Below are 21,021 nucleotides of genomic sequence, written 5' to 3' on the forward strand. Positions count from 1 at the left end.
TCTTGATTCTGCATTGGGATGTCGCGAAGAACCCATTCTTCCTTCAGTTAGCTGGCGTCACAATCTGGTTCATCGGCAGCAATGCCTAACTAATCATTCAAGCCGACGCCTTCGGCGCGGCTTAACTCAAGGCGTTAGGCCGCATGAACGACTTCCCTTCCCGCATCAGCCTTGTTCTCGCCCTAAACCGGGGTCTTTGGGGTGAAGTTCATCCACAGCTCCGCCAAGCCTCGATCGAGGCTGATGCCGCATCTCAAACCATCCGAGTTCGCTTCGAGTACGACGGTGAGCCGCCAGACGAGGTCCGAGAAAGCTGCTCGTGCGCTGCTGGGGAGTGCATTGGCGACTTCGATTCATCGTGGAAGCTTGATGAGCAGCATCTTTCTAGACCAACGACAGAAGTGCTTCTTCCACTTGAGTTCGTTGTTTATCGCCGATTTGAGTCGCATCATGCGGCCTAACATTTCGCTCAAGCGGACCAATCAATCGCTACGCGATTGATGTGGCCGCTTAGCTCCAGCGTTAGGCCTTCGAGAGTGTCGTGATGCTGGGAAAGACACCGCAAGGATCGACTACGTTCTCATTTGTCGTGGCGACGGCAATCCTCATCGCGGGCTGCTCTCGCGACCCCGTTGCAGCGCCAGCCGCTAACGCAGTTTTCAACGAAGTTGACGTTGCTGCGCAAGAGTTGACAAGAACTGAGGACGAGGCTCTGGCGGGAGATCTGCGTGCCGCAGCTCAACTCCAAGCGACCTATTTCAAGACGGATGAAGAGCAATATCTCCACTGGCTCGAGATTGGTGCAGAGAACGGAGACCCTGTCTCTCAATACAACTTCGCGTTCGAGCTATGGGCGCACGGGGAGGCATCAGAACAGAATCAAATCCGTTCTAAATTCTGGCTCGGGAGGGCGGCATCGGCAGGCGACCGAGAGGCTGCGGCCGTCCTTGGACGCCTCAATGACGGCAAGGAGTGGTAGTTGCATCGATATCTGGACAGGCACTGGGCGGCTGCCAGGGCCTAACTCATCATTCAAGCCGACGCCTTCGGCGCGGCTTAACTCAAGGCGTTAGCCATGAAAGCAATTCTCGCCATCCTTCTGTGCCTTGCGCCTTGGTCTGCACTCGCAGATCAACTCACGTTTTCAGTTCAGCGAGGGGACTGCGGTGCTCCGCCCGAGGACTGGAAAGGCATGGGAGATGTGCGCCACGAGTGGCTGTCGCCATCTACTTTACGAGTGGTGACATGGGTTACTGAGTCCGCGAGCGAACAGGTCATAGATGGCTCTGCGCTCCTACACTCGGCCGGCGATGCCCAACTGCATTTGTCCTATGCAGAAAAGTTCACGCCCATCGCGGCAGGCACGCCGGTTTTGGCATGCGTCGACTTTGTGCGGCTCCAGTTCGATGTCTCCGGGGTCGAGAAACGCGACTACGCGATTACGCTTGAGAAGCGATCGCTTGTCGCGACTGCCACTCTGGTGGCTAACTAATCATTCAAGCCGACGCCTTCGGCGCGGCTTAACTCAGGCGTTAGGCCCTTCACGCCCGCCACTCCGTTTCTTAGGCTTCGGCCCGCGTTTCTCGCGGCACATGCGTTCACCGCAGCGCGCGCTGGCCCCGGCAAACCATCCCGCCGGTGCAGGCTGTCGCAGCCGGCTCGCTCCAGTGCATTCAGCTAGGTTCAGGGCGGCCGATCGGTGGCGTCCGGTATCTCTTGCCGCCGAGGCCACGACTTCTTCGCACTTGCCGGCAGAGGGCCCGTGGCTTAGCGTTGGCCTAACTAATCATTCAAGCCGACGCCTGCGGCGCGGCTTAACTCAGGCGTTAGGCCTCGCCTCGAACCATCTCGGTGCGACATGCTCTGGACTTGGATTCCGTACAGAAAGACAACGTCGGCCGGACGCGAGTATGTCGCCGGGTCTCGAGACCTATCGTCTTTACTGGATGCCATCCAGATTGGTATAGATTCCATCGAGAAGGTTTCGCGCTCGCCCGATGAAAGCCTCGTGGCACTTCAGAGGTGGCGACAAATGGCTCTTGATGCCCAAGAAGGTCAGATTTCCGAGGCTCAACTTGCTGAGTGGATCGTGTACCAAGACGTGGGCTTCCCGCCGCCTCTCGGCGACTAGGCCTAACCGGTCATTCAAGCCGACGCCTTCGGCGCGGCTTAACTTAGGCGTTAGCCGCTAAACTTATGGCCAAGCCTTTCCAACCGGGTGACATATTTGGGGTTCCGCTACCCGATGGATCTATGGCCACTGGCCAAGTCCTCAGCTTGGAGCCCGACGCGCTAGATTCAGTCGGGTGCCTGTTCCTAGCCGCAGTCGTCTCAGCGGAGGGAAAACTGGTCGGCGCGCCAAAGCCCATAGCGGCCTTGCTGGTCACTCCGGACCTACTGAAGAAGGGCACATGGCCGGTCAAAAGCAAGGCGCCGGTTCTCTTCCTGCCGGAGGAAGCCCCGTACGAGCAGTTTCGCTCGATGGCCTGGGTCGGGGCCAAGATTGTCGGCTCAGCAATCGTGCAAGAGTTTCTGGCTGCCTACCACGGGCACTGCCCGTGGGATGCATGGCATGATCAAAATTACCTAGACTCTCTGCTGCTCCCGGGAATTCCGAGGCCTGAAACAGCGGTGCTTCGTGCTTCCGGCGGCTGACTAGTCATTCAAGCCGACGCCTTCGGCGCGGCTTAACTCAAGGCGTTAGGACCCCAAATGCTGCCTCGTTCATGCACGCCCGTAGCCGTTGCAACATTGCTCGCGGTTGGGTGCGCTGGGGCCGCAAGCGACCCGACACTTGGCACTGCGGAGCAGTTAGCCCGGTTTTTGGAGATTTTCCCGTTATCCGTGCACCCCGTCGACTCCGCCGGCAAAGCTGGAGCGTTCTCCATCGTCCGCAGCGAGCACGTAGAGGCAATTGCATCAGATCGAGCTCACGCGGAAGGCGAGCTTGCCGTGCTTGTCCATCTCAACGAAGAAGGCGGCCAACGCATGCTGAGGCATACGACCAACCATGTTGGGGCGCAGGTATCGGTCCAGTGCGACGGAGAAGAGACGTCCCGGCCAGTCATACTTGAGCCGTTCTCGTCGCCCTTCCGCGTCCTTCTTGCGCACAGTCCCGACCCTAACTAATTGTTCAAGCCGACCGCCGGGGTCGGATCCGTTTCAAGCCACCGTCCCCGGCCGGCGGCGGCTTAACTCAGGCGTTAGGCCGCGGAAAAAGCAGATGCGCGACATTGACGAGATCATTCGCACATTGACCAGCACGCACCCTGAGCTTTTGCACGAGCAGCTCAGAGTTCTCCACCGAGGCGCAGACGATTACGGGCTTTGGTTCTTCCGTCACCCCGACTGCCCTTACGAGGTTCAGCTCGAATCGCCGCGAGGTCAGTGTCCATTCCTGTTCGAGACGGACGAGAGACACGCCCCAGCCACGGCAGGTACAGTTGCCGAGGCAATTTCAATGGTTGCTCGGGGTCTAGGCCTGGCTCCGCCGCAGCCTAACTAATCATTCAAGCCGACGCCTTCGGCGCGGCTTAACTCAAGGCGTTAGACCTTGCTCAGGCTTCTGTCTTTCATCATTGTTTTCGGTCTCGTCGCCTGTTCGCAGCCGACGACTCGGTCAGCTTCGGCTGTCTTGTCGGTCCAGGAACTCGTTGACTGTGAGGCCATGGGCGGTCGCGCGGAGCAGGCGCTTTACACCACCCAGACATGCGTATGGCCAACTTCGGATGGCGGGAAAGTGTGTCGCGATCGCTCGGAATGCCAAGGCTGGTGTGAAGCCCCATGGGGCTCCAAGCCGGACGCCGTAGTACAAGGGGCGTGCTCCATTGAGGGCTCCTGGCAAACCATTGGCTGCTTCAATCACGTTCGCGACGGCAAGGCGACCGGCGAGTGGTGCTTCCACTAGGCAGGGTCTAACTAATCATTCAAGCCGACGCCTTCGGCGCGGCTTAACTCAAGGCGTTAGGCCATGAGCACCGTTGTCGCATTCATCATCGGCTTGCTGATCGTGGTGTTCGTCGCCGTCCTGATGCTTTTTGCGACCTGGCTGTTCGTAAATAAGCTGCGTCGGGGCAAGTCACCTACTAAGAGCTTCTTTAAGTGGCTTCTCGACTTGTATGACATTACGCTTGGCCTTGGCTAGTTCAATTGCGGGCCCACGTGGTCACTCGCGGATAGGGCCTAACTAATCATTCAAGCCGACGCCTTCGGCGCGGCTTAACTTAGGCGTTAGGCGTCAGCCAATGACTTCTTCGGAGCCCATGGATTGGAAGATGCTGCATCACGCATACGGTCCGGCAGAGGACATTCCCGCACGACTTGAGGAAATTCGAAGCTTTCCCGCAGAGACCGACTGGCAATCCGAACCCTGGTTCTCGTTGTGGAGCGCGCTTTACCATCAAGGCGACGTCTACTCCGCGTCGTTGGCGGCCGTTCCGTTCATTGTCTCGGCAATGTCCGTGGATCCGCGCAAGGCGACGCTTAGCTTCTATCTGCTCCCGACATCGATCGCGATTGCCGATAACGCCAGCCCGGTAGACGCGCCCCAAGAGATTCGCCGAAGATTCCAGCAGTCGTTACTCGCTCTTGGCGCGATAGCCAAAGCACAACTTGCTTCAATGTCCGATCCAGATGTTGCCATGGCGGCACAGGCGGCCGCGTTGGTTTCCGACGGCTTGTATCAGAAAGCGGGCGATCTGCTGGAAGCAGACGCCTAACCCATCATTCAAGCCGACGCCTTCGGCGCGGCTTAACTTAGGCGTTAGGCCCTTCACGCACGCCCCTCCGTTTCTTCGGCTGCGGCCAGCGTTGCTCGCGGCACATGCGTTCACAGCAGCGCGCGCCGGCCCCGGCCAACCTCCTTGCGGATCCAGGGTTATGGGGCCGGATCGTCTCAACGCAGGGCCCTCTGCCCAGGGCGGCCAATCGCGGGCGTCCGGTATCGCTCGCCCCGGGGCCACGAGTTCTTCGCACTTGCCGGCAACGTGCCCGTGGCTTAGCGTTGGCCTAACAACGCGCTCAAGCGGACGGCGGTCCGTATATCTGGCGCAAATGATTGCCGCGGCCGCCGCCGCTTAGCTCAGGCGTTAGGTGGTACCAGTCAAGGGCAACGTAATCTATGGAGCATCCGCTGATTGCCGTTGTAGCGCCGCTTGCCGAGATGAATCCGCTCAAGTACGCGCTCAGTTCGGACTATCGAGCAACAGTGCGATTCCGGCTAGGACGTCGGGCCGGGCGCATATTTGCGTACCAGGTGTGTATGGCTATTCTTGCTCTGTGCGCGCTGCTTCTCGCAGTCTTGCTCTTTGGCGGCGGCATCAACATTTTGGCCGCCTAACCAATCATTCAAGCCGACGTCGCTCCGCGACGCGGCTTAACTCAGGCGTTAGGCCCGTAACGCTGGGCCGTCCGTTTCTCGCCCAGCCACTCGCGTCTCTCGCCGCACCTGCATCTAAATCAGCGCGCGCTGGCCCCGCTTCACCACCACGCGCGTCTCGCACTTGGCAGCCGGATCGACCCGGGCGGCAGTCGGACATCCGAGCGGCCAATCGCCAGCGTCCGCTCCAGCTGGCCCCGGGGCCACGACTTCTTCGCACTTGCCGGCACAGAGCCCGTGGCTTAGCGTTGGCCTAACAACGCGCTCAAGCGGACGGCGGTCCGTATATCTGGCGCAAGTGACTGACGCGGCCACCGCCGCTTAGCTCAGGCGTTAGGCCTCATGAAGCAAAAGCAACTTACGGCAGCCCTGGAGAATGTGCTGGCTGTCGCAATCCCGCTTTGCGATGAGGAGTGCAAGCTGGGACCGCACTGGTTGTCTGAGCTGTCGCTGACCTCACTTGATCGATTGCGCGGCTTGGTTAGTGCGTCAAGATCAGGGGAACTGGCTGTTGGATCGGCCTTCTCGCTATATGATGATCTCGGCAGGTCGTGGGTAGACTTAGAGTCCGAAGTCTACGAATTGGTGCAAGACATCGATCAGCAGTTCTTCGTGGCTCCACGCGGGCCTAACTAATCATTCAAGCCGACGCCTTCGGCGCGGCTTAACTAAGGCGTTAGGCCTCAACATATGGGAAAGTTTCGCCAGCTCGAAGAGTTCGAGGAGCGCTTCGAATCCATGGATGTCACGGAGCTCTCCCGATGGAAGACCTATTGGACGCAGCATGCCCAGGCACTCACGCCGCGCGTCCGAAAGGAGGCCATGAGGCGTGTTCACCGAATCGACAAGGCAATTCAGCACCGTCTGGCTGAGCAATCCGATCAGTCGTAGCATTGCGGGGACTGCTTTGGGCCAGAACCGGCCTAACTAATCATTCAAGCCGACGCCTTCGGCGCGGCTTAACTAAGGCGTTAGACCCCATAGGCTGCAGCCACATCACGACCGGAGAAATAACCGATGAACTGGATGACCTATAGCCTCTTCGCGGTGGTGGCATTATTTGTTATCGGTATCGTTGCGGGGCGCACGACCAGGACGATCCCCCAAAAAGTTGCGTTCTTTTCCGGCATTCTTGGTCGGCTTGCTACGCCCGCGCTCTTCGCTGCATCCGTTCTGAGCTTGTGCATAGCGGGGGCATGTAGAGATGGCCTTGGCCCCGCGGATTATGTGGGCTTCGCATGGTTGGCACTGGCAGTAGTGGTATTCGTGTCATTAATTGCAATTGGGGTTCGCGGGCGAGCTGTCTGACCAATCATTCAATCCGACGGCTCCGGCGCGGCGTAACTTAGGCGTTAGGCCTCGTTGCGATGCCCAACCGGATACCGAAAATCGCGCTCATACCATTCCTGTTTGCCGCTGCATATTTGGCGGCCCTTGTGATGCTTGGCCAAGAGCGCGCGATGGACTGGGGACTGAGTGTGTAGCTGCAGCTTTAGGCGGCATCGCAACCTGGTTCCTTGGAATGTATCGGGCACATCTCGCGGGCAGCTGGCGTTGGTTCGTGGCCTGCCTGTTTCTATGGCCAGTTTCGTTCGTGTACGCCTTGTTCTTCAACACGGGCCGTGAGGCCTGACTAATCATTCAAGCCGACGCCTTCGGCGCGGATTAAGTTTGGCATTAGGCTGGTCAATGACCGTCATCGTAATCTATGGTTTCACTGGCAAGTACTCAGGCAACGGCGAGTACAAGTGGAATCACCCAGAGGCAGGAGCCACCCATAAGTGCATGCTGTTCCTACGCCAGGACTCGGACTCAAACGAGCACCTCGCAGCTGTCGCTGAATGTGCCAAGTATGGATTCACCGAAATTGAGAACATGCGTTATGGCACCCTGCGCGTTGAAGTTCTAAACACGGACCTGTATCGAGGGTTTGCTGGCTTCTATGAGGGTGCGCTGCAAGAGGGAAGCACCCTCGTGTTCTACCCCAACGTGGACGCGGGCGGCCCTGCGGCCTAACCCATCATTCAAGCCGATGGCTTCGGCCTGGCTTAACCTCGGTGATCCCGCTCCAGCCGGCACTTGGGCTAGGCCGCCTGGCTCGCGCAGCCCTTGGGGCTGATCGCGCTTGGCCTGTTCGTGGCGGACACAACCCGCTTCCCGGCCCACCTCAAGGGTCGTACGCTGTATTGCCTGATTGCTCCCGTCAGGCGAGCGGGGCCTTATGCTCCGCCTGGCCCAAGGAATGCACAGAGCGGACCGAAGATGGATAACCAGGAAACAACTCCGGGCCCGGCCACGCGTTTCTCGCTGCGCCCTGCCCTGCCCGGCGAGCTCCCGGCCGCCGAGTCCATGAGCCGGGACAGCATGGCGAGCTATCGCGCCACCCGCGGCGTGGCCTGGGACACCGAGCGGTTCCGCCAGAGTTGGCGCGATTTCGAGAACCTGGCGATCGTCGAGGGCTCGCAGTGCCGCGGCTTCATCCGGCTGATGCCCGAGGGCGAGGCACTGGCGATCCGCGACCTCCAGGTCGATCCGGCGTTTCGTGGGCGGGGCATTGGGTCCTGGTCCATCATGCAGGCGATGGAGATGGCGGCATCGCGCGGGTATCGTAGCGTCCGGCTGCGGGTCTACCCGGAGAATCCTGCCATGGCGCTGTATTCGAGGCTCGGGTTCGAGGTGGATCACGAGGAGGATTCGGTCGTGCATATGCATTGGCGGCGGGCGTTATCGCCAGACGCCGGTTCGTGCGCGTCGCCTTCCGACGGACCCCCCGAATCCGGCGCAACCGGCCAGGAGAATCCATGCCCCGCATCCGTCAAGTAGTCGCACGCGGAGATTGAGGTGAAAATCCGGATCGGCCTTACCCTCTGGATCTTTGCCGTCAGCCTCGCTGCGCTCGCGGCAGGTGCAGCCAACCTGGACATCGCGCTCGGGCTTTACTCACCCCTGGACCCGACGTACCTGGGCCCGCGCGTGCCGGCGTTCACGCGGTCGGTTATCGAAGCCGCACCGCGGTACCCGCTGTATATGGTCGTAGCCGCGGTGGTGTCAGTGCTGGTGGCGCTTTACTTCTGGCGTAGCCGCCGGCCCACGGAAACCAAGACCTTCGCGGTGACCCTGTTGGCCGCCGTCAATATCGCGATCGCCAGCTTCCTGCCGATGACCTTTTATGTCGCGTACTTCGTCCTTCCCAAGGCGGCCAATTCGGTCTGACGTCCAGCCCGGTTGACCAACCCCCGAAACACTAAGAGACCGGCGCGCCATGGAATCCCCGATGCCCCTTTCCTCGCTCACCCAGATCGCGGCCATCCGTGGCTCCCGATTCCCGTGAAGCCCGTTTCCGCCGCGCATCCCTGACCAATGCCGCAACCCCTGATCGCCACCCTGGCCTACGCCACCCTCGCGCTCACCGCGCTGTATCTGTTGGCGCTGGGCACGTGTTCGCTGCTGCGGCCCGGCATGGCGCGCCGTTTCCTGCTGGGGCATGCGAGTTCGGAGCGACTGCACTACCTGGAGCTGGCCCTGCGCCTGCTGGTGGGCGCCGCGCTGCTGGTTCGCGCGCCCGCGATGCTTTGGCCGCAGGCCTTCACGTTCGCAGGATGGATCCTCGTGGGGACCACGTTGTTGCTGGCGCTGGTTCCGTGGCGCAGGCACCAGGTGTTTGCGCAGCGCACGGTGCCGCAGGCGCTGCGCTTCCTGCCGCTGTTGGGCGTGGCGTCGCTGGGGTTGGGCGCGGGGCTGCTGTACGCGATCGGCCCGGGCTGAGTCGGCCCGCCTGCGAATTTTTCCCAGTTGCCGCGCGGGCCGTGAAATTCCCGCATCGCAGCTTGCGGCCGCGCCGCGAATCATCGTAAGTTTCCGGCGTCGTTCGCCCGCAGGATCCCCACGTGATGAAGATGATTCCCCGCCCGTCGCGCCAGCGACTGGCCACGGCCCTCGCCACTGCCGTCCTGCTGTACTCCACGAGCGCAAGCGCGCAGGAGTCCAAGACCGCGACCCCGGACACTTCGGGCGCGGTCCTGACCACCCGGGGCGTCGTCACGCCTACGAACGACAAGCCCGGCAAGGGCCGCAACCCGGCCTTTGTCTGCCTGCACACCACGCTGACCGACCAGGGCCACACGCGCAAAACGACGGTCATCCGCGAGACGGGCAACCCCACCGCCGATCGCCAGGCGATGCGCGTGATGCAGCGAATGAAGATCCTGGACCAGGAGGGCGTGCCGCACGTCGAACGCGAGATCCGCGTGCTGGTGAAGGTTTACGAGTCGGGCCAGTTCGCCTATCAGTTCTTCGAGCTGGACGAGACGCTGCCTGAGATCTGCTCGGCGCCGCCGTGGCAGTGGGAGCGCAAGCGCAACCCGTGAACACGACCCTGCCCAAGGTCTTCCGCGTGCTCAGCGTGCTCGAGGGCCTGTCCCTGATCACGCTGCTGTTCATCGCCATGCCGGCCAAGTACCAGTTCGGGCACGACTTCGTGTGGCCGGTAGGCATGGCGCACGGCGTGCTGTGGCTGGCGTACGTGGTGATGTCGCTGGCGGTCAGCCACGTGCGGCGCTGGTCGGTGGGCGTCTGGCTGCTGGCGCTGCTGTGTTCGGTGGTGCCGTTCGGTTTCCTGTGGGTGGATGCCCGCCTGCGGCGCGAGCTGGCGCAGGCCGCGGGGTAACGCGGCGCCCTTCACCGGTAGTACGCTTGGCGCTCCTGTCCTTCGGAGCCGATGCGCCATGAAACCCCTGGTCGTTCCCCCCGCCGCCCAGCGCGACGAGAAATCCGTGCAGCTGCTCAGCGCCTGGGCCGCCGAGCGCGGCCTGCACTGCTCGCTCAACGTCGGCAAATGGCACGAGAGCGGCCGCGACGAAGCCGCCGGCTGGGGCATCCTGCTCGCCGACGTGGCGCGCCACATCGCCAACGCCATGCAGCAGCAGTACGGCGTGGCGCCGGCCGACACCCTTGCCGGCATCCGCCGCGCCTTCGACCGCGAGTTCGCGGCGCCCACGTCCGAGGTGGAAGGCAACTTCCATCCCGGCCATTCCTGATCCGCGACATGCCGCGCGAGCGTCTCGTCCGCAGCTGGTTCGGGAACGCCGAGGCGTGGACCCGGGCGGTGCGCGGCGGGCTGATCGAAAGCCGGCGGCTGGCGACCGACGAGGCCGTGGTCGCGGCGCTGATGGAGGGCGCGCCGGCGCGCGTGCTTGACGTGGGCTGCGGCGAGGGCTGGCTGTGCCGCACGCTCGGCGCGCGCGGCATCGAGGCAGTGGGCATCGACGTCTCGCGGCCGCTGGTGGACGCGGCGCGCGCGGCCGGCGGCGGGCGCTTCGAAGCGATGGCTTACGAAGACCTGGCCGAAGCGGCCCCGGCGCTGGGCCGCTTCGAGGCGGTGGCCTGCAACTTCGCGCTGCTGGACGAAGACCTGGCGCCCCTGCTGCAGGCCGTGCGCGGCCTGCTGGCACCCGGCGGCCGGCTGGTGGTGCAGACGGTGCATCCCTGGGGCGCCTGCGGTGACGAGCCTTATCGCGACGGCTGGCGGCTCGAAACCTTCGAGGGCTTCGGTGCGCAGGTTTTTCCGGAGGCGATGCCTTGGTATTTCCGCACGCTCGCGTCGTGGCATGCCGCGCTCGCGGCGGCGGGCTTCAGCGTGGCGGCGCTGCGCGAACCCTGCCACCCGGACACGGGGCGGCCGCTGTCGCTGCTGATGGTGTGCGTGCCCGCCGCCTGATCAGTGCCGGGCGGCGTCGGGGCGCGCGGCGCTCCAGCGCATCGGCAGCTTGAGGCGCGCCAGCGCCTTGGCGACGGCCTCGTCGCCCTCGATCACTTCGCCAAGCGCGAAGCCATCGCCCACTTCCTGGTCGCCGCGCAGGTGGCCGGGCAGGTCCTGTTCGCGCAGGTCGCGGCTGGTTTCGCCGCGGATCACTTCGTCGGGGCGGATGCCGCGGGCCTGGATCGAGCGTCCGCGCGGCGTGTAGTAGCGCGCGGTGGTGATCTTGATCGAATCGCCGTTCTCCAGCGGCACCACGGTCTGCACCGAGCCCTTGCCGAAGGTGCGGCTGCCCATCAGCAGCGCGCGGCGGTGGTCGCGCAGGGCGCCGGCCAGCACTTCGGCGGCGCTGGCGGTGCCGGCGTCCACCAGCACGACCACGGGCGCGCCCTTGAGCAGGTCACCGGGCTTGGCGTGGAAGCTGGCGTTGGAATACACGAGGCGGCCCTTGGTGCGCACGATCAGGCCCTCGTCGAGGAAGGCGTCGGCCGCTTCGACCGCGGCGTTGAGCAGGCCGCCCGGGTTGCTGCGCAGGTCGAGCACGAGGCCCGCCAGCTGGCCGCCTTCGGACTTGGCGTTGAGCGCGCGCAGTTGGCGCAGCACCTGCGGGCCGGTGTCGGACTGGAAGTTGGCGATGCGCAGGTAGCCGTAGCCGGGCTCGAGCACGCGGCTGCTGACGCTGGTGATGCGGATGGTTTCGCGGGTGATCACGAGGTCGCGCGGCGCGGGCTCGCCCATGCGCTGGTAGGTCACGGTGACCTGGCTGCCCTCGGGGCCGCGCAGCTCGCGGCTGGCGGCGTCGGCGCCCTCGGAGGCCAGGGCCTGGCCATCGATGGCGATGATGACGTCGCCCGCGCGCAGGCCGGCGCGCTGGGCCGGGGTGCCGTCGATCGGCGCGACCACCAGCAGGCTGCGGTCGGGGCGCTGCTCGATCTCGACACCGACGCCGGAGTAGGCGCCTTCGGTCTGCTCGGTGAGCTCGTCGGCGTCTTCCTTCTCGAGGTAGGCGCTGTGCGGGTCGAGGTCGGCGAGCAGGCCGCGCAGGGCGGCCTTCATCAGGGTCTGGTCGTCGATGGGTTCGACGTAGGCTTCCTTGATGGCGCGATAGACGGCGACGTAGCGCTGGATCTCGTCGAGCGGCATCGCCTCGGGCGCCGCGGCGGGCGCGGCCTCCTGGGCGGAAGCAGCGACGGGGAGCAGGAGGGCCAGCAGGAGGGCGTGGGAGCGCATGGGCCTGATTATGCGCCAGTTCCCTGTGGGAGGGACTTCAGTCCCGATGCTTTTTGGCGAACAGCTTCGGGACTGAAGTCCCTCCTACAGTGAGTGCGGGGTCAGGGGCGGAGCCAGGGTTTGGGGTCCTGGGGCTGGCCGTTGCGGCGGAGCTCGAAGTAGAGGCCGGGGCGGCCCTGGCCGCCGGAGCTGCCGACGGTGGCCAGCGGCTCGCCGCCGCGGACCCAGTCGCCGACGTCCTTGAGCAGGGCGTCGTTGAAGGCGTACAGGCTCATCCAGCCGTCGCCGTGGTCGAGGATGACCAGCAGGCCGTAGCCCTTGAGCCAGTCCGAATACGCCACGCGGCCCGGGGCGGCGGCGCGGACTTCGGCGCCGGCGGTGCCGGCGATCAGCAGGCCGTCACTGGGGCGGCCGTCGGGCAGGCGGCCGCCGAAGGCCGCGAGCACGCTGCCGGCCAACGGGCGGCCGAGCTGGCCGCGGCGGGTGGCGAAGGGGCGGTTGTCGTCCACCTGGCGCGGGATATCGGCGACGGCGTCCTGCAGCTGTTCAAGCAGCCTGAGCACCGACTTCTCGTCGCGGCCCAGGGTGGCCAGGCGCGCGGCCCGGTCCTTGAAGCGGGCCTCGAGCGCGGCCAGCACGCCGGCGCGTTCGCCGCGCTGGGCTTCGAGGGCGGCCAGTTCGGTCTGCTGCTGCGCGCGCGCGGCTTCGAGGATCTGGCGCTGGTCGGTGATCTGCTGGGCGACGGCGGCCAGTTCGCGCAGCTCGGCCATCAGGCCGGTGATGCGCTGCTGGCGGTCGGCCTGGAAATAGCGGTGGTAGGCCAGCACGCGGGCCAGGTCGCTCATGCGGTCCTGCGCGAGCAGCAGCTTGAGCTGTTCGTGGCGGCCGAGCGCGTAGGCCGAACGCACCAGCGCGGCGAGCGCCTCGCGCTGGTCGGCGAGGCCCACCTCGAGTTCGGCCTGGCGCGCCTCGAGCTGCTGCAGCTCGAGTTCCTGGGTGGCGATGCCGGCCTCGGTGCGGCGCAGGGCGCGCACGGCCTCGGACACGGTGGCGTCGGCGGCGCGCAGTTCACGGGTGGCTTCGCCGCGTTCGGCGTCGACTTCGCGCTGCTCGGTGGTGATCTGGCGGATCTGCTTGCGCAAGGTTTCCAGGCGCTGCTGCGCCTCGGCCTCCTGGCGCGCGCGCTCGGGCGCGCCCTGTCCGAACGCCGCGGGCGCCGCGGACAGCAGCGCGGCGGCGAGCAGTGCGGCGAGGCGGATCAAGCCAGCGTCACCAGCGAGCGACCGGTCATTTCCGGCGGCGGCGTGATCCCGAGCAGGTGCAGCACGGTGGGCGCGAGGTCGCGGAGGGCGCCGCCGGCGCGCAGGCTGGCGGGGCGGCCGACGTAGACCATCGGCACCGGGCCGACGGTGTGCGAGGTGTGCGGTTCGCCGGTTTCCGGGTCGCGCATCATCTCGACGTTGCCGTGGTCGGCGGTGACGATCATTTCGCCGCCGACTTCGCGCAGCGCGCCGCGGATCGCGCCCAGCGCATCGTCCACCGCCTCGGCGGCCTTGATCGCGGCGGACAGGATGCCGCTGTGGCCGACCATGTCGGGGTTGGCGACGTTGCAGATGATGACGTCGTGCCGCTTCGCGCGGATGTCGTCGGTGAGGCGCGCCGTGAGCTGGGGAAGGTTCATTTCCGGCTGCAGGTCGTAGGTGGCGACCTTGGGCGACGGGATCAGCACGCGGTCCTCGCCGTCCACCTGGGCCTCGCGGCCGCCGCTCATGAAGAAAGTCACGTGCGCGTATTTTTCGGTCTCGGCGATGCGCAGCTGGGTCAGCCCGTGCGCGGCCAGCACTTCGCCCAGCGTGTTGCGCAGGTCCTCGGGGCCGTAGGCCACCGGCGCCGGCAGCGAGGCGTCGTACTCGGTGAGGCAGACAAAGCGCGACAGCGCGATCGGGCGCGGCTTCGCGAAGCCGTTGAACTGCGGCGACACGAACACGCTGGTGAGCTGGCGGGCGCGGTCGGCGCGGAAGTTCATGAACACCACGGCGTCGCCGTCGCGCATGGCGCGGCCGCCGCGGATGACCGTCGGCAGCACGAATTCGTCGTTCTCGCCGCGGCCGTAGGCGGCGTGCAGCGCGGTGATCGCGTCGGAGGCGGTGTCGTCGGCCTCGGCTTCGGCGATGGCGCGGTAGGCGCGCTCGACGCGGTCCCAGCGCTGGTCGCGGTCCATCGCGTAGTAGCGGCCGCTGACGGTGGCGACGTGGGCGTCGCCGTTGCCAGCCGCGCAGACGGCCAGCAGGCGCGCGAGGCTGGGTTCGGCCGAACGCGGCGGGGTGTCGCGGCCGTCGAGGAAGGCGTGCACGGCGATGTCGGCCACGCCTTCGCGGCGGGCCAGTTCGATCATCGCGAACAGGTGGTCCTCGTGGCTGTGCACGCCGCCGGGCGAAAGCAGGCCCATCAGGTGCAGGGCGCCGCCGTTGGCCTTGGCGGCGCGGCAGGCGGCGACCAGTTCGGCGTTGGCGTAGAAGCTGCCGTCTTCGATGGCGGCGTCCACGCGGGTCAGGTCCTGGTAGACGATGCGGCCGGCGCCGATGTTCATGTGGCCGACTTCGGAATTGCCCATCTGGCCGTCGGGCAGGCCGACGTGCTTGCCTTCGGTGTGGACCAGGGTGTGCGGGCACTCGGCCAGCAGGCGGCGCCAGTTCGGCAGGCGGGCCTGGGCCAGGGCGTTGTCGGCCGGGTCGTCGCGGTGGCCCCAGCCGTCGAGGATCAGCAGCAGCAGGGGCTTGGGACGGTTCTGGGCGGCGGGCACGGGCGACTCCGGGACATTAGGCACGGGCAAATTGTAGCCCCGCGGCGCAGGCTGGGCCCGCCTGGCCTTGAACCGGCTTTAAACCCCCGCCGCAGCCCGTGCATCCCAGCAGGGAATCCCCAAGGAGCCACCCCATGCGCGTTCGCACCCTCGCTTCGCTGATCTCCCTCTCCCTGGCCCTGGCCGCCGGCCCGGCGCTGGCCCAGCAGGACGTGGACAAGGTGTTCGGCGGCATCACCGCCCAGGCCGACCAGGAATACGGTTCGCTCAGCTCGGTCAACGGCGGCATCACCGTGCGCGAGGGCGCCAAGGTGGAGAGCGCCGAGACCGTCAACGGCGGCATCACCATCCACGACCGGGCGCGGGTGGGCAGCGCCGAGACGGTGAACGGCGGCATCACCCTGGGCGAAGGCGCCCGGGCGGGGTCGCTGGAGGCCGTGAATGGCGGCATCCGGCTGGCGAAGGGCGCGCGGGTGGATCGCGACATCGAGGCCGTCAACGGCGGCATCCGGGTCGCCGAGCAGGCCGAGGTCGTGGGCGACATCGAGAACGTCAACGGCGCGATCACCCTGCGCGGCGCCCAGGTGGGCGGCGACGTGACCACCACCAACGGCGACATCGTGCTCGCCGGCGGCACCCACGTCGACGGCGGCATCCTGGTCGAGAAGCCGACCGGCAACTGGTGGAAGTCGGAAGACCGGCAGGTTCCGCGGATCGTGATCGGCGCCAACTCGGTGGTCGCCGGCTCTTTGGTGTTCGAGCACGAGGTCGAGCTCTTCGTGCACCCGACGGCCAAGATCGGCCCCGTCACCGGCGCCACCGCCCAGCCCTTCACGGATACCCTCCCCCCGCGCTCCAAATGAACCTGGTTCATTTGCTGGCGTAGAATCGGGGTTCCCCTTGTGGAGAACCCCTGACGATGAAACGTACCCTGATCTTCGCGGCCGCGGCGCTGGCGCTGGCGGCCTGCAGCAAGGCGCCCGAGCCGGAGACGACGCCGGTCGCCGTCGCGCCGCCCGTCGAGCACGGCTTTGGTCCCGAGATTTCGGCCGAGGACTTCGCGCAGCACGTGAAGGTGCTCTCGTCCGATGAGTTCGGTGGCCGCGCCCCGGGCACCCCGGGCGAGCAGATGACCGCCAACTACCTGGTCGCGCAGTTCCAGCGCCTGGGCCTGCAGCCGGGCAACGGCGACAGCTGGTTCCAGGACGTGCCGATGGTCGAGACCACGGCCGACGAGGCCACCTCCAGCGCCATGATCGGCGTGAACGGCGAGGCCCGCCCGCTGGCCTTCGGCACCCAGATGGCGCTGGGCACCCGCACCGCGCAGCCGGAAGTGAAGGTCGACGCCAGCGAGATGGTGTTCGTCGGCTACGGCGTGAACGCGCCGGAAGCCGGCTGGAACGACTACGAAGGCCTGGACGTCAAGGGCAAGACCGTCGTGGTGCTGGTCAACGACCCGGGCTACCACGCCGGCAGCGAGGAACTCTTCGGCGGCAAGAAGATGACCTACTACGGCCGCTGGACCTACAAGTACGAGGAAGCCGCCCGCCAGGGCGCCGCCGCCGCACTGATCATCCATGACGACAGCGGCGCCGGCTACGGCTGGGACGTGGTGAAGAACAGCTGGTCGGGCGCGCAGTACGACCTGCCCGCCAGCGCCGACCCGGAGCCGCGCCTGCCGATGCAGGGCTGGATCACGGGTGAAGTGGCCACGCAGCTGTTCGCCGACGCCGGCCTGGACTTCGAAGCGATGCGCGCGGCCGCGAACGTGCCGGGCTTCAAGGCGGTCGCGCTGGGCGACGCCACCTTCTCGGCGACGCTGAACTCGACGATCAAGGAAAGCTCGTCGCGCAACATCCTGGCCAAGCTGCCGGGCAGCGAGCGGCCGGACGAGGCCATCGTCTACACCGCGCACTGGGACCACCTGGGCGACCACAGCGCCACCCACGGCGGCGACAAGGCCGCGGCGGCGACCGAGGGCGAGGACCACGTCTACAACGGCGCCATCGACAACGCCACCGGCGTGGCCGGCGTGCTCGAGATCGCCGAGGCCTTCACCGTGCAGGACCCGAAGCCGGCGCGCTCGGTGGTGTTCCTGCTGGTGACCCTGGAGGAATCGGGCCTGCTGGGCTCGAAGTACTACGCGGCCAACCCGGTGATCCCGCTCAAGGACACGGTGGCGGTGGTGAACCTGGACGCGATGAGCGTGGTGGGCCCGACCAAGGACTTCGTGGTGATCGGCCTGGGCAACTCGGAGCTCGACAAGGTGCTCGAGCCGATCGCGACCGCGCAGGGCCGCACCCTGGTGGAAGAGGACGGCGTCGAGAAGGGCTTCTTCTTCCGCTCCGACCACTTCAGCTTCGCCAAGTTCGGCGTGCCGGCGCTGTACGCCAAGGGCGGCATCGACCACGTCGAGAAGGGCGTGGAGTACGGCCGCGAGATCCAGGCGCAGTACCAGGGCGTGGCTTACCACAAGCCGGCCGACGAGTTCGATCCGAACTGGGACCTGCGCGGCGTGGTGCAGGACCTGATGGCGCTGTACGGCGTCGGCAAGGAACTGGCCGGCAACGAGGCCTGGCCGAACTACGTCGAGGGCAATGCTTTCAAGGCCGCGCGCGATGCGTCGCGTGCCGAAGCCGCGGACTGATCCCTTGCTGCGTTCGGACAAGAAAAGGCCGCCCTCCGGGGCGGCCTTTTCTTTTGTTCCTTGTGGGAGGGACTTCAGTCCCAATGCCTTCCGGCCAAAGGCATCGGGACTGAAGTCGCTCCCACAGGGCGCTTGAATTCGCCAGCGTCCACCGCCAGTCCTTGGGCAGGCCCTTCCGGATGGACCCCATGCATCGACTGTTGCTGGCGGCACTGCTCTCGCTGACGATGATGACCTCCGCCCCTGCCGCTCCGCCCGAGGGCGAGCCGCCGGGGGCCGCCGCCAAGACGCTGGTCGCCGCCGCCGGCGATGCTCGGCTGATCCTGCTGGGCGAGATGCACGGCACCCGCGAGATACCACGCCTCGTCGCGCACGTGGTCGAGCAATACGCCGCGGAAGGGCCGGTGCTCTTGGGCCTGGAGATCCCCGGCTCGGGCCAGCCGCACCTGCGCCGCTACCTCGAGTCCGCCGGCACCCACGCCGACCGCGCCCAACTTCTCGCCACCCCTTTCTGGAACGTGCAGGGCGACCAGCACGACGGCCGCCGCAGCCACGACATGCTCGATCTCATCGAACAGGTGCGCCAGTTGCGCGCTCAAGGCCGTGACGTCAGCCTGCTCGCCTACGACGCCGAGCCGGGCCGACGCATCGACGGGAACCAGCGCGACAGGATCATGGCCGCACGCGTGCGGGCGTCCTTCAACGCCCTGACCCGCGGCCGGCTGCTGGTGCTGACGGGCAATGTTCACGCCAAGCTGGCCCGTCCCGACGATGCTCCCCTGCAGATGCAGGTGCCGATGGGTCACTGGCTGGCGGACCTGGCGCCGTGGTCGGTGGACATCCAGGGCTTCCGCGGCGCGCACTGGGCCTGCATGTTCGGCGGCTGCGGCAAGCGGCTGCAGAATCCGTGGCATCGGCAATCCGGCCCGCTCACGGACGACGAGCACCACTACCGCCTGATGCTCGATCGCTTCACCGTGGCGCGCCTCGTGGGCGCGCCGTGACTCAGTAGCTGCCCATGAAATCGCGCTTGCCGATCTCGATGCCGGCGTGGCGCAGCAGCGCGTAGCTGGTGGTGACGTGGAAGAAGAACTGCGGCAGGCCGTATGCCAGGGTGTAGGCCTGGCCGGTCAGGCGCTTTTCCTTGGGCGTGCCCGGGCGCAGCACGATCTCGCGGGCTTCGGCGCCGTCGAACGCGGCGGCATCCAGGCCGGCAATGAAGGCTTGCGTTCGGGCGATGCGCGCCTGCAGGTCGTCGAAGCTGGCCTCGTTGTCCTCCCATGCGGGCACCTCGGCCTGCGCCAGCCGCGCCGACACCGACTTGGCGAAGTCGCAGGCGATCTGCACCTGGCGCACCAGCGGGAACATGTCCGGGAACAGGCGCAGCTTCAGGTAGGCCTCCGGGTCGATCTTGCGCTCGGTGGCATGGGCCGCGGCCTTGGCCAGCACGTGGGACAGGCCGCCGAGCATCTGCTGGAACACGGGCACGGAGGCGGCGTAAAGGGAAACGGTCATGGGCGACTCGAGAGCAGGAAGGAGCCGCCATCGTACGCGCGCCCGACGCAGCGGTCATGCCGCTGGCCGGAAAAGGGGTCAGAGTAATTATTTGCTTCAAACAAATAATTACTCTGACCCCTTTTACTGGAGGGTTTCGTCGATGCGGGTGGCTAGGTAGCCGTAGAAGGGGTTGCTGTTGAGGCGCAGGAGCTGGTCGGTGCCGACCGAGAGGGCGCCGCGCTCGCCGTGCAGGGCGAGCGTACCGAGGCGGATGCCGTAGTCCTCGTCCATCCGGGGCGACAGGCCGTAGAGCGGGTCGTCCACCGGGAACGGCAGCGCCACGTGCGACAGCGAGTACACGTTCGACGGATACAGGTACACGAGCGGCCGCAGCACGGCCTCGTGCTGGCCGGGCTCGCGCCGGCGCTCGGCGACGTTGGCGGAATCGGCGTCCACGTTGCCCACCACCGTCAGCCGGTACGCGAAGGCCTCGGCCGGCTGCAGGTCGTCCAGCACCGCGCCCGCCGAACTGCGCAGCATCGGCGCCAGCACGCCCTGGCGGTTGATGTCGAACAGCACCAGCTCGCTGCCGTTGGCCGGCAGCTGGTCGAACAGGTTGCGCACCACGGCCTCCGTGCTCACCGTGCCGTCGAGCACCGACTGGAAGGCCAGGATCGGCGGCAGCCGGTCGCTGCGGCCCGTGGCCCGCAGCTGCAGCAGCTGCGTCTGCACCGCGCCGACCAGCAGCCAGGACTGGCGCACGCCGTTCACCGGGAACGAGTTGTATTTGAACGGGTTGAACTCGGGCTGCACGTCCAGCCAGCGCGACTTCTCGAAGTACGGGATCCATGACAGCAGCGGCATCAGCCGCGAGAACGCCGCCAGCCGGCCGATGCCGATCATCGGCGACACCATCACCAGGCGGTCGGGCACGGGCAGCGTGGCGTCGCCGCCCTCTTCCGCCCGGTCCATCGCGTACTTCAGCCCAAGCGCCGCGCCGTTGGAGTAACCCACCAGGTGGAAAGGCTTGTCGTCGCCGGCGCGGGCGCGCACCTCGCGCGCGGCCAGCTCCACCGTGGCCAGCCAGTCCATCCACTGCGCGCTGCGCAGGCCCGAAGGCGCGGTGCCGTGGCCCGGCATGCGCGGGATCACCACCACGAAGCCGCGTGCCCGGTAGATCTCGGCGAGGTGGCGCAGGCTGTAGGGCGAATCGCTCATGCCGTGCAGCATCAGCACGCCGCCGCGCACCTCGCCTTCGGGCGGCAGCACCTGGCTGCGGTTCCAGTCGGTGGCGCCGCCGCGGGCGCCCAGCGGGCTCTGCGCTTCGTAGCGGTAGCGGCCGGGCCGCGGGTCGGCGGCGAGGTGGGCGCGCAGTTCGTCGAACACCGCCTGTTCGGCGCGCAGGTAGGCGTCCCAGTCCATGCCGCGCAGCGCGCTGGCGCCGGGCTCGCGGTCGAAGGTCCAGCGATGCCAGGGCGAGAGTTCGGGCAAGGCGCGCGAGCTGAAGGCGCTGCCAACGACCACCAGCGCCGTGACCGCCAACCACGCCAGCAGCACGAACCGCAGCACCCGCCAGCCCGGATGGATCCCCTTGGCGAAGCCGCGGCGCAAGCGCGTCAGCCCGGCCCGTCTACGAGGGCACCGCTGGCCGCCACGGCCAGCACCCGGGACGGGCCTCCGGACGCTTGCCGGAAAACGGAAACCGAGGCGGC

At 66.4% G+C, this 21,021-nt stretch carries 22 protein-coding genes; 17 read left to right on the forward strand and 5 right to left on the reverse strand.

Features of this window, described 5'->3' with window-relative positions:
• Positions 1 to 589 precede the first annotated feature (589 nt).
• The 14 genes from VFV21_RS11440 to VFV21_RS11505 all read left to right on the forward strand — a co-directional run bounded on the left by VFV21_RS11440 (position 590) and on the right by VFV21_RS11505 (position 11,093).
• Positions 590 to 979 (forward strand): hypothetical protein, encoded by a 390-nt coding sequence (locus VFV21_RS11440; protein WP_329669549.1) that lies wholly within the window; start codon positions 590 to 592, stop codon positions 977 to 979.
• Positions 980 to 1,075: 96 nt separating this feature from the next.
• On the forward strand, positions 1,076 to 1,492 hold the full coding sequence (locus VFV21_RS11445; RefSeq protein ID WP_329669550.1) for a hypothetical protein: 417 nt from the start codon (positions 1,076 to 1,078) through the stop codon (positions 1,490 to 1,492).
• A 1,220-nt stretch (positions 1,493 to 2,712) separates the two neighbouring features.
• Positions 2,713 to 3,129, forward strand: coding sequence for a SecDF P1 head subdomain-containing protein (locus tag VFV21_RS13495; RefSeq protein WP_414638568.1), 417 nt, complete (start codon positions 2,713 to 2,715; stop codon positions 3,127 to 3,129).
• Between the two features lie 841 nt (positions 3,130 to 3,970).
• Positions 3,971 to 4,144 carry a hypothetical protein gene (locus VFV21_RS11455; RefSeq protein ID WP_329669552.1) on the forward strand — a complete coding sequence of 58 codons (174 nt, stop codon included), beginning with the start codon at positions 3,971 to 3,973 and terminating at the stop codon, positions 4,142 to 4,144.
• Positions 4,145 to 4,262: 118 nt separating this feature from the next.
• Entirely contained in the window at positions 4,263 to 4,718 is a 456-nt protein-coding gene (locus tag VFV21_RS11460; protein WP_329669553.1) for a hypothetical protein, read from the forward strand.
• A 1,676-nt stretch (positions 4,719 to 6,394) separates the two neighbouring features.
• A complete protein-coding gene (locus VFV21_RS11465) occupies positions 6,395 to 6,685 on the forward strand; it encodes a hypothetical protein (RefSeq protein ID WP_329669554.1) in 291 nt (96 codons plus the stop codon).
• Positions 6,686 to 7,066: 381 nt separating this feature from the next.
• A complete protein-coding gene (locus VFV21_RS11470; protein ID WP_329669555.1) occupies positions 7,067 to 7,393 on the forward strand; it encodes a hypothetical protein in 327 nt (108 codons plus the stop codon).
• Positions 7,394 to 7,639: 246 nt separating this feature from the next.
• The gene (locus VFV21_RS11475; protein ID WP_329669556.1) at positions 7,640 to 8,200 is read left to right on the forward strand and encodes a GNAT family N-acetyltransferase; all 561 of its coding nucleotides are present in this window, start codon (positions 7,640 to 7,642) and stop codon (positions 8,198 to 8,200) included.
• A gap of 18 nt (positions 8,201 to 8,218) precedes the next feature.
• The gene (locus VFV21_RS11480; protein WP_329669557.1) at positions 8,219 to 8,590 is read left to right on the forward strand and encodes a hypothetical protein; all 372 of its coding nucleotides are present in this window, start codon (positions 8,219 to 8,221) and stop codon (positions 8,588 to 8,590) included.
• 147 nt (positions 8,591 to 8,737) lie between these two features.
• On the forward strand, positions 8,738 to 9,142 hold the full coding sequence (locus VFV21_RS11485) for a hypothetical protein (RefSeq protein WP_329669558.1): 405 nt from the start codon (positions 8,738 to 8,740) through the stop codon (positions 9,140 to 9,142).
• Positions 9,143 to 9,267: 125 nt separating this feature from the next.
• Complete coding sequence (locus tag VFV21_RS11490; RefSeq protein WP_329669559.1) at positions 9,268 to 9,744, forward strand: hypothetical protein; 477 nt, start codon at positions 9,268 to 9,270, stop codon at positions 9,742 to 9,744.
• A complete protein-coding gene (locus VFV21_RS11495) occupies positions 9,741 to 10,043 on the forward strand; it encodes a DUF3817 domain-containing protein (RefSeq protein WP_329669560.1) in 303 nt (100 codons plus the stop codon). Before VFV21_RS11490 ends, VFV21_RS11495 begins: the two co-directional genes overlap by 4 nt.
• 58 nt (positions 10,044 to 10,101) lie before the next feature.
• Positions 10,102 to 10,413, forward strand: a complete 312-nt coding sequence (locus tag VFV21_RS11500; protein ID WP_329669561.1) for a DUF5076 domain-containing protein — start codon at positions 10,102 to 10,104, stop codon at positions 10,411 to 10,413.
• Between the two features lie 8 nt (positions 10,414 to 10,421).
• On the forward strand, positions 10,422 to 11,093 hold the full coding sequence (locus VFV21_RS11505) for a class I SAM-dependent methyltransferase (RefSeq protein WP_329669562.1): 672 nt from the start codon (positions 10,422 to 10,424) through the stop codon (positions 11,091 to 11,093).
• Here the strand turns inward: VFV21_RS11505 and VFV21_RS11510 are convergent, their stop codons facing one another.
• The 3 genes from VFV21_RS11510 to gpmI form a co-directional block, all read right to left on the reverse strand.
• Complete coding sequence (locus VFV21_RS11510; RefSeq protein WP_329669563.1) at positions 11,094 to 12,362, reverse strand: S41 family peptidase; 1,269 nt, start codon at positions 12,360 to 12,362, stop codon at positions 11,094 to 11,096.
• Positions 12,363 to 12,463: 101 nt separating this feature from the next.
• Positions 12,464 to 13,624: a murein hydrolase activator EnvC family protein gene (locus VFV21_RS11515; protein ID WP_329669564.1), complete on the reverse strand. Its 1,161-nt coding sequence runs from the start codon at positions 13,622 to 13,624 to the stop codon at positions 12,464 to 12,466.
• Positions 13,621 to 15,165: a 2,3-bisphosphoglycerate-independent phosphoglycerate mutase gene (gpmI, locus tag VFV21_RS11520; RefSeq protein ID WP_329669565.1), complete on the reverse strand. Its 1,545-nt coding sequence runs from the start codon at positions 15,163 to 15,165 to the stop codon at positions 13,621 to 13,623. Before gpmI ends, VFV21_RS11515 begins: the two co-directional genes overlap by 4 nt.
• A 134-nt stretch (positions 15,166 to 15,299) precedes the next feature.
• Between gpmI and VFV21_RS11525 the strand changes: the two genes are divergently transcribed.
• The 3 genes from VFV21_RS11525 to VFV21_RS11535 all read left to right on the forward strand — a co-directional run bounded on the left by VFV21_RS11525 (position 15,300) and on the right by VFV21_RS11535 (position 18,816).
• Positions 15,300 to 16,028 (forward strand): hypothetical protein, encoded by a 729-nt coding sequence (locus VFV21_RS11525; protein WP_329669566.1) that lies wholly within the window; start codon positions 15,300 to 15,302, stop codon positions 16,026 to 16,028.
• A gap of 56 nt (positions 16,029 to 16,084) precedes the next feature.
• Complete coding sequence (locus VFV21_RS11530; protein ID WP_329669567.1) at positions 16,085 to 17,812, forward strand: M28 family metallopeptidase; 1,728 nt, start codon at positions 16,085 to 16,087, stop codon at positions 17,810 to 17,812.
• A 188-nt stretch (positions 17,813 to 18,000) separates the two neighbouring features.
• The gene (locus tag VFV21_RS11535; RefSeq protein WP_329669568.1) at positions 18,001 to 18,816 is read left to right on the forward strand and encodes a calcium-binding protein; all 816 of its coding nucleotides are present in this window, start codon (positions 18,001 to 18,003) and stop codon (positions 18,814 to 18,816) included.
• Between the two features lies 1 nt (position 18,817).
• On the opposite strand, the gene VFV21_RS11540 is transcribed toward VFV21_RS11535, so the two are convergent.
• Both VFV21_RS11540 and VFV21_RS11545 read right to left on the reverse strand, forming a co-directional pair.
• Positions 18,818 to 19,327, reverse strand: coding sequence for a DUF1993 domain-containing protein (locus VFV21_RS11540; RefSeq protein ID WP_329669569.1), 510 nt, complete (start codon positions 19,325 to 19,327; stop codon positions 18,818 to 18,820).
• A gap of 123 nt (positions 19,328 to 19,450) precedes the next feature.
• On the reverse strand, positions 19,451 to 20,920 hold the full coding sequence (locus VFV21_RS11545; protein ID WP_329669570.1) for an alpha/beta hydrolase: 1,470 nt from the start codon (positions 20,918 to 20,920) through the stop codon (positions 19,451 to 19,453).
• Between the last annotated feature and the right edge of the window lie 101 nt (positions 20,921 to 21,021).

Source organism: Arenimonas sp., from assembly GCF_036275555.1.
Lineage (GTDB): Bacteria > Pseudomonadota > Gammaproteobacteria > Xanthomonadales > Xanthomonadaceae > Arenimonas.

What these genes read in the sequence shown, in the direction of transcription:
- VFV21_RS11445 (WP_329669550.1), top strand. Translation starts at nt 1,076, where the DNA reads ATGAAAGCAATTCTCGCCATCCTTCTGTGCCTTGCGCCTTGGTCTGCA.
- VFV21_RS13495 (WP_414638568.1), top strand. Translation starts at nt 2,713, where the DNA reads ATGCTGCCTCGTTCATGCACGCCCGTAGCCGTTGCAACATTGCTCGCG.
- VFV21_RS11455 (WP_329669552.1), top strand. Translation starts at nt 3,971, where the DNA reads ATGAGCACCGTTGTCGCATTCATCATCGGCTTGCTGATCGTGGTGTTC.
- VFV21_RS11460 (WP_329669553.1), top strand. Translation starts at nt 4,263, where the DNA reads ATGGATTGGAAGATGCTGCATCACGCATACGGTCCGGCAGAGGACATT.
- VFV21_RS11465 (WP_329669554.1), top strand. Translation starts at nt 6,395, where the DNA reads ATGAACTGGATGACCTATAGCCTCTTCGCGGTGGTGGCATTATTTGTT.
- VFV21_RS11470 (WP_329669555.1), top strand. Translation starts at nt 7,067, where the DNA reads ATGACCGTCATCGTAATCTATGGTTTCACTGGCAAGTACTCAGGCAAC.
- VFV21_RS11475 (WP_329669556.1), top strand. Translation starts at nt 7,640, where the DNA reads ATGGATAACCAGGAAACAACTCCGGGCCCGGCCACGCGTTTCTCGCTG.
- VFV21_RS11485 (WP_329669558.1), top strand. Translation starts at nt 8,738, where the DNA reads ATGCCGCAACCCCTGATCGCCACCCTGGCCTACGCCACCCTCGCGCTC.
- VFV21_RS11490 (WP_329669559.1), top strand. Translation starts at nt 9,268, where the DNA reads ATGAAGATGATTCCCCGCCCGTCGCGCCAGCGACTGGCCACGGCCCTC.
- VFV21_RS11500 (WP_329669561.1), top strand. Translation starts at nt 10,102, where the DNA reads ATGAAACCCCTGGTCGTTCCCCCCGCCGCCCAGCGCGACGAGAAATCC.
- VFV21_RS11505 (WP_329669562.1), top strand. Translation starts at nt 10,422, where the DNA reads ATGCCGCGCGAGCGTCTCGTCCGCAGCTGGTTCGGGAACGCCGAGGCG.
- VFV21_RS11510 (WP_329669563.1), bottom strand. Translation starts at nt 12,362, where the DNA reads ATGCGCTCCCACGCCCTCCTGCTGGCCCTCCTGCTCCCCGTCGCTGCT.
- VFV21_RS11525 (WP_329669566.1), top strand. Translation starts at nt 15,300, where the DNA reads ATGCGCGTTCGCACCCTCGCTTCGCTGATCTCCCTCTCCCTGGCCCTG.
- VFV21_RS11530 (WP_329669567.1), top strand. Translation starts at nt 16,085, where the DNA reads ATGAAACGTACCCTGATCTTCGCGGCCGCGGCGCTGGCGCTGGCGGCC.
- VFV21_RS11535 (WP_329669568.1), top strand. Translation starts at nt 18,001, where the DNA reads ATGCATCGACTGTTGCTGGCGGCACTGCTCTCGCTGACGATGATGACC.
- VFV21_RS11540 (WP_329669569.1), bottom strand. Translation starts at nt 19,327, where the DNA reads ATGACCGTTTCCCTTTACGCCGCCTCCGTGCCCGTGTTCCAGCAGATG.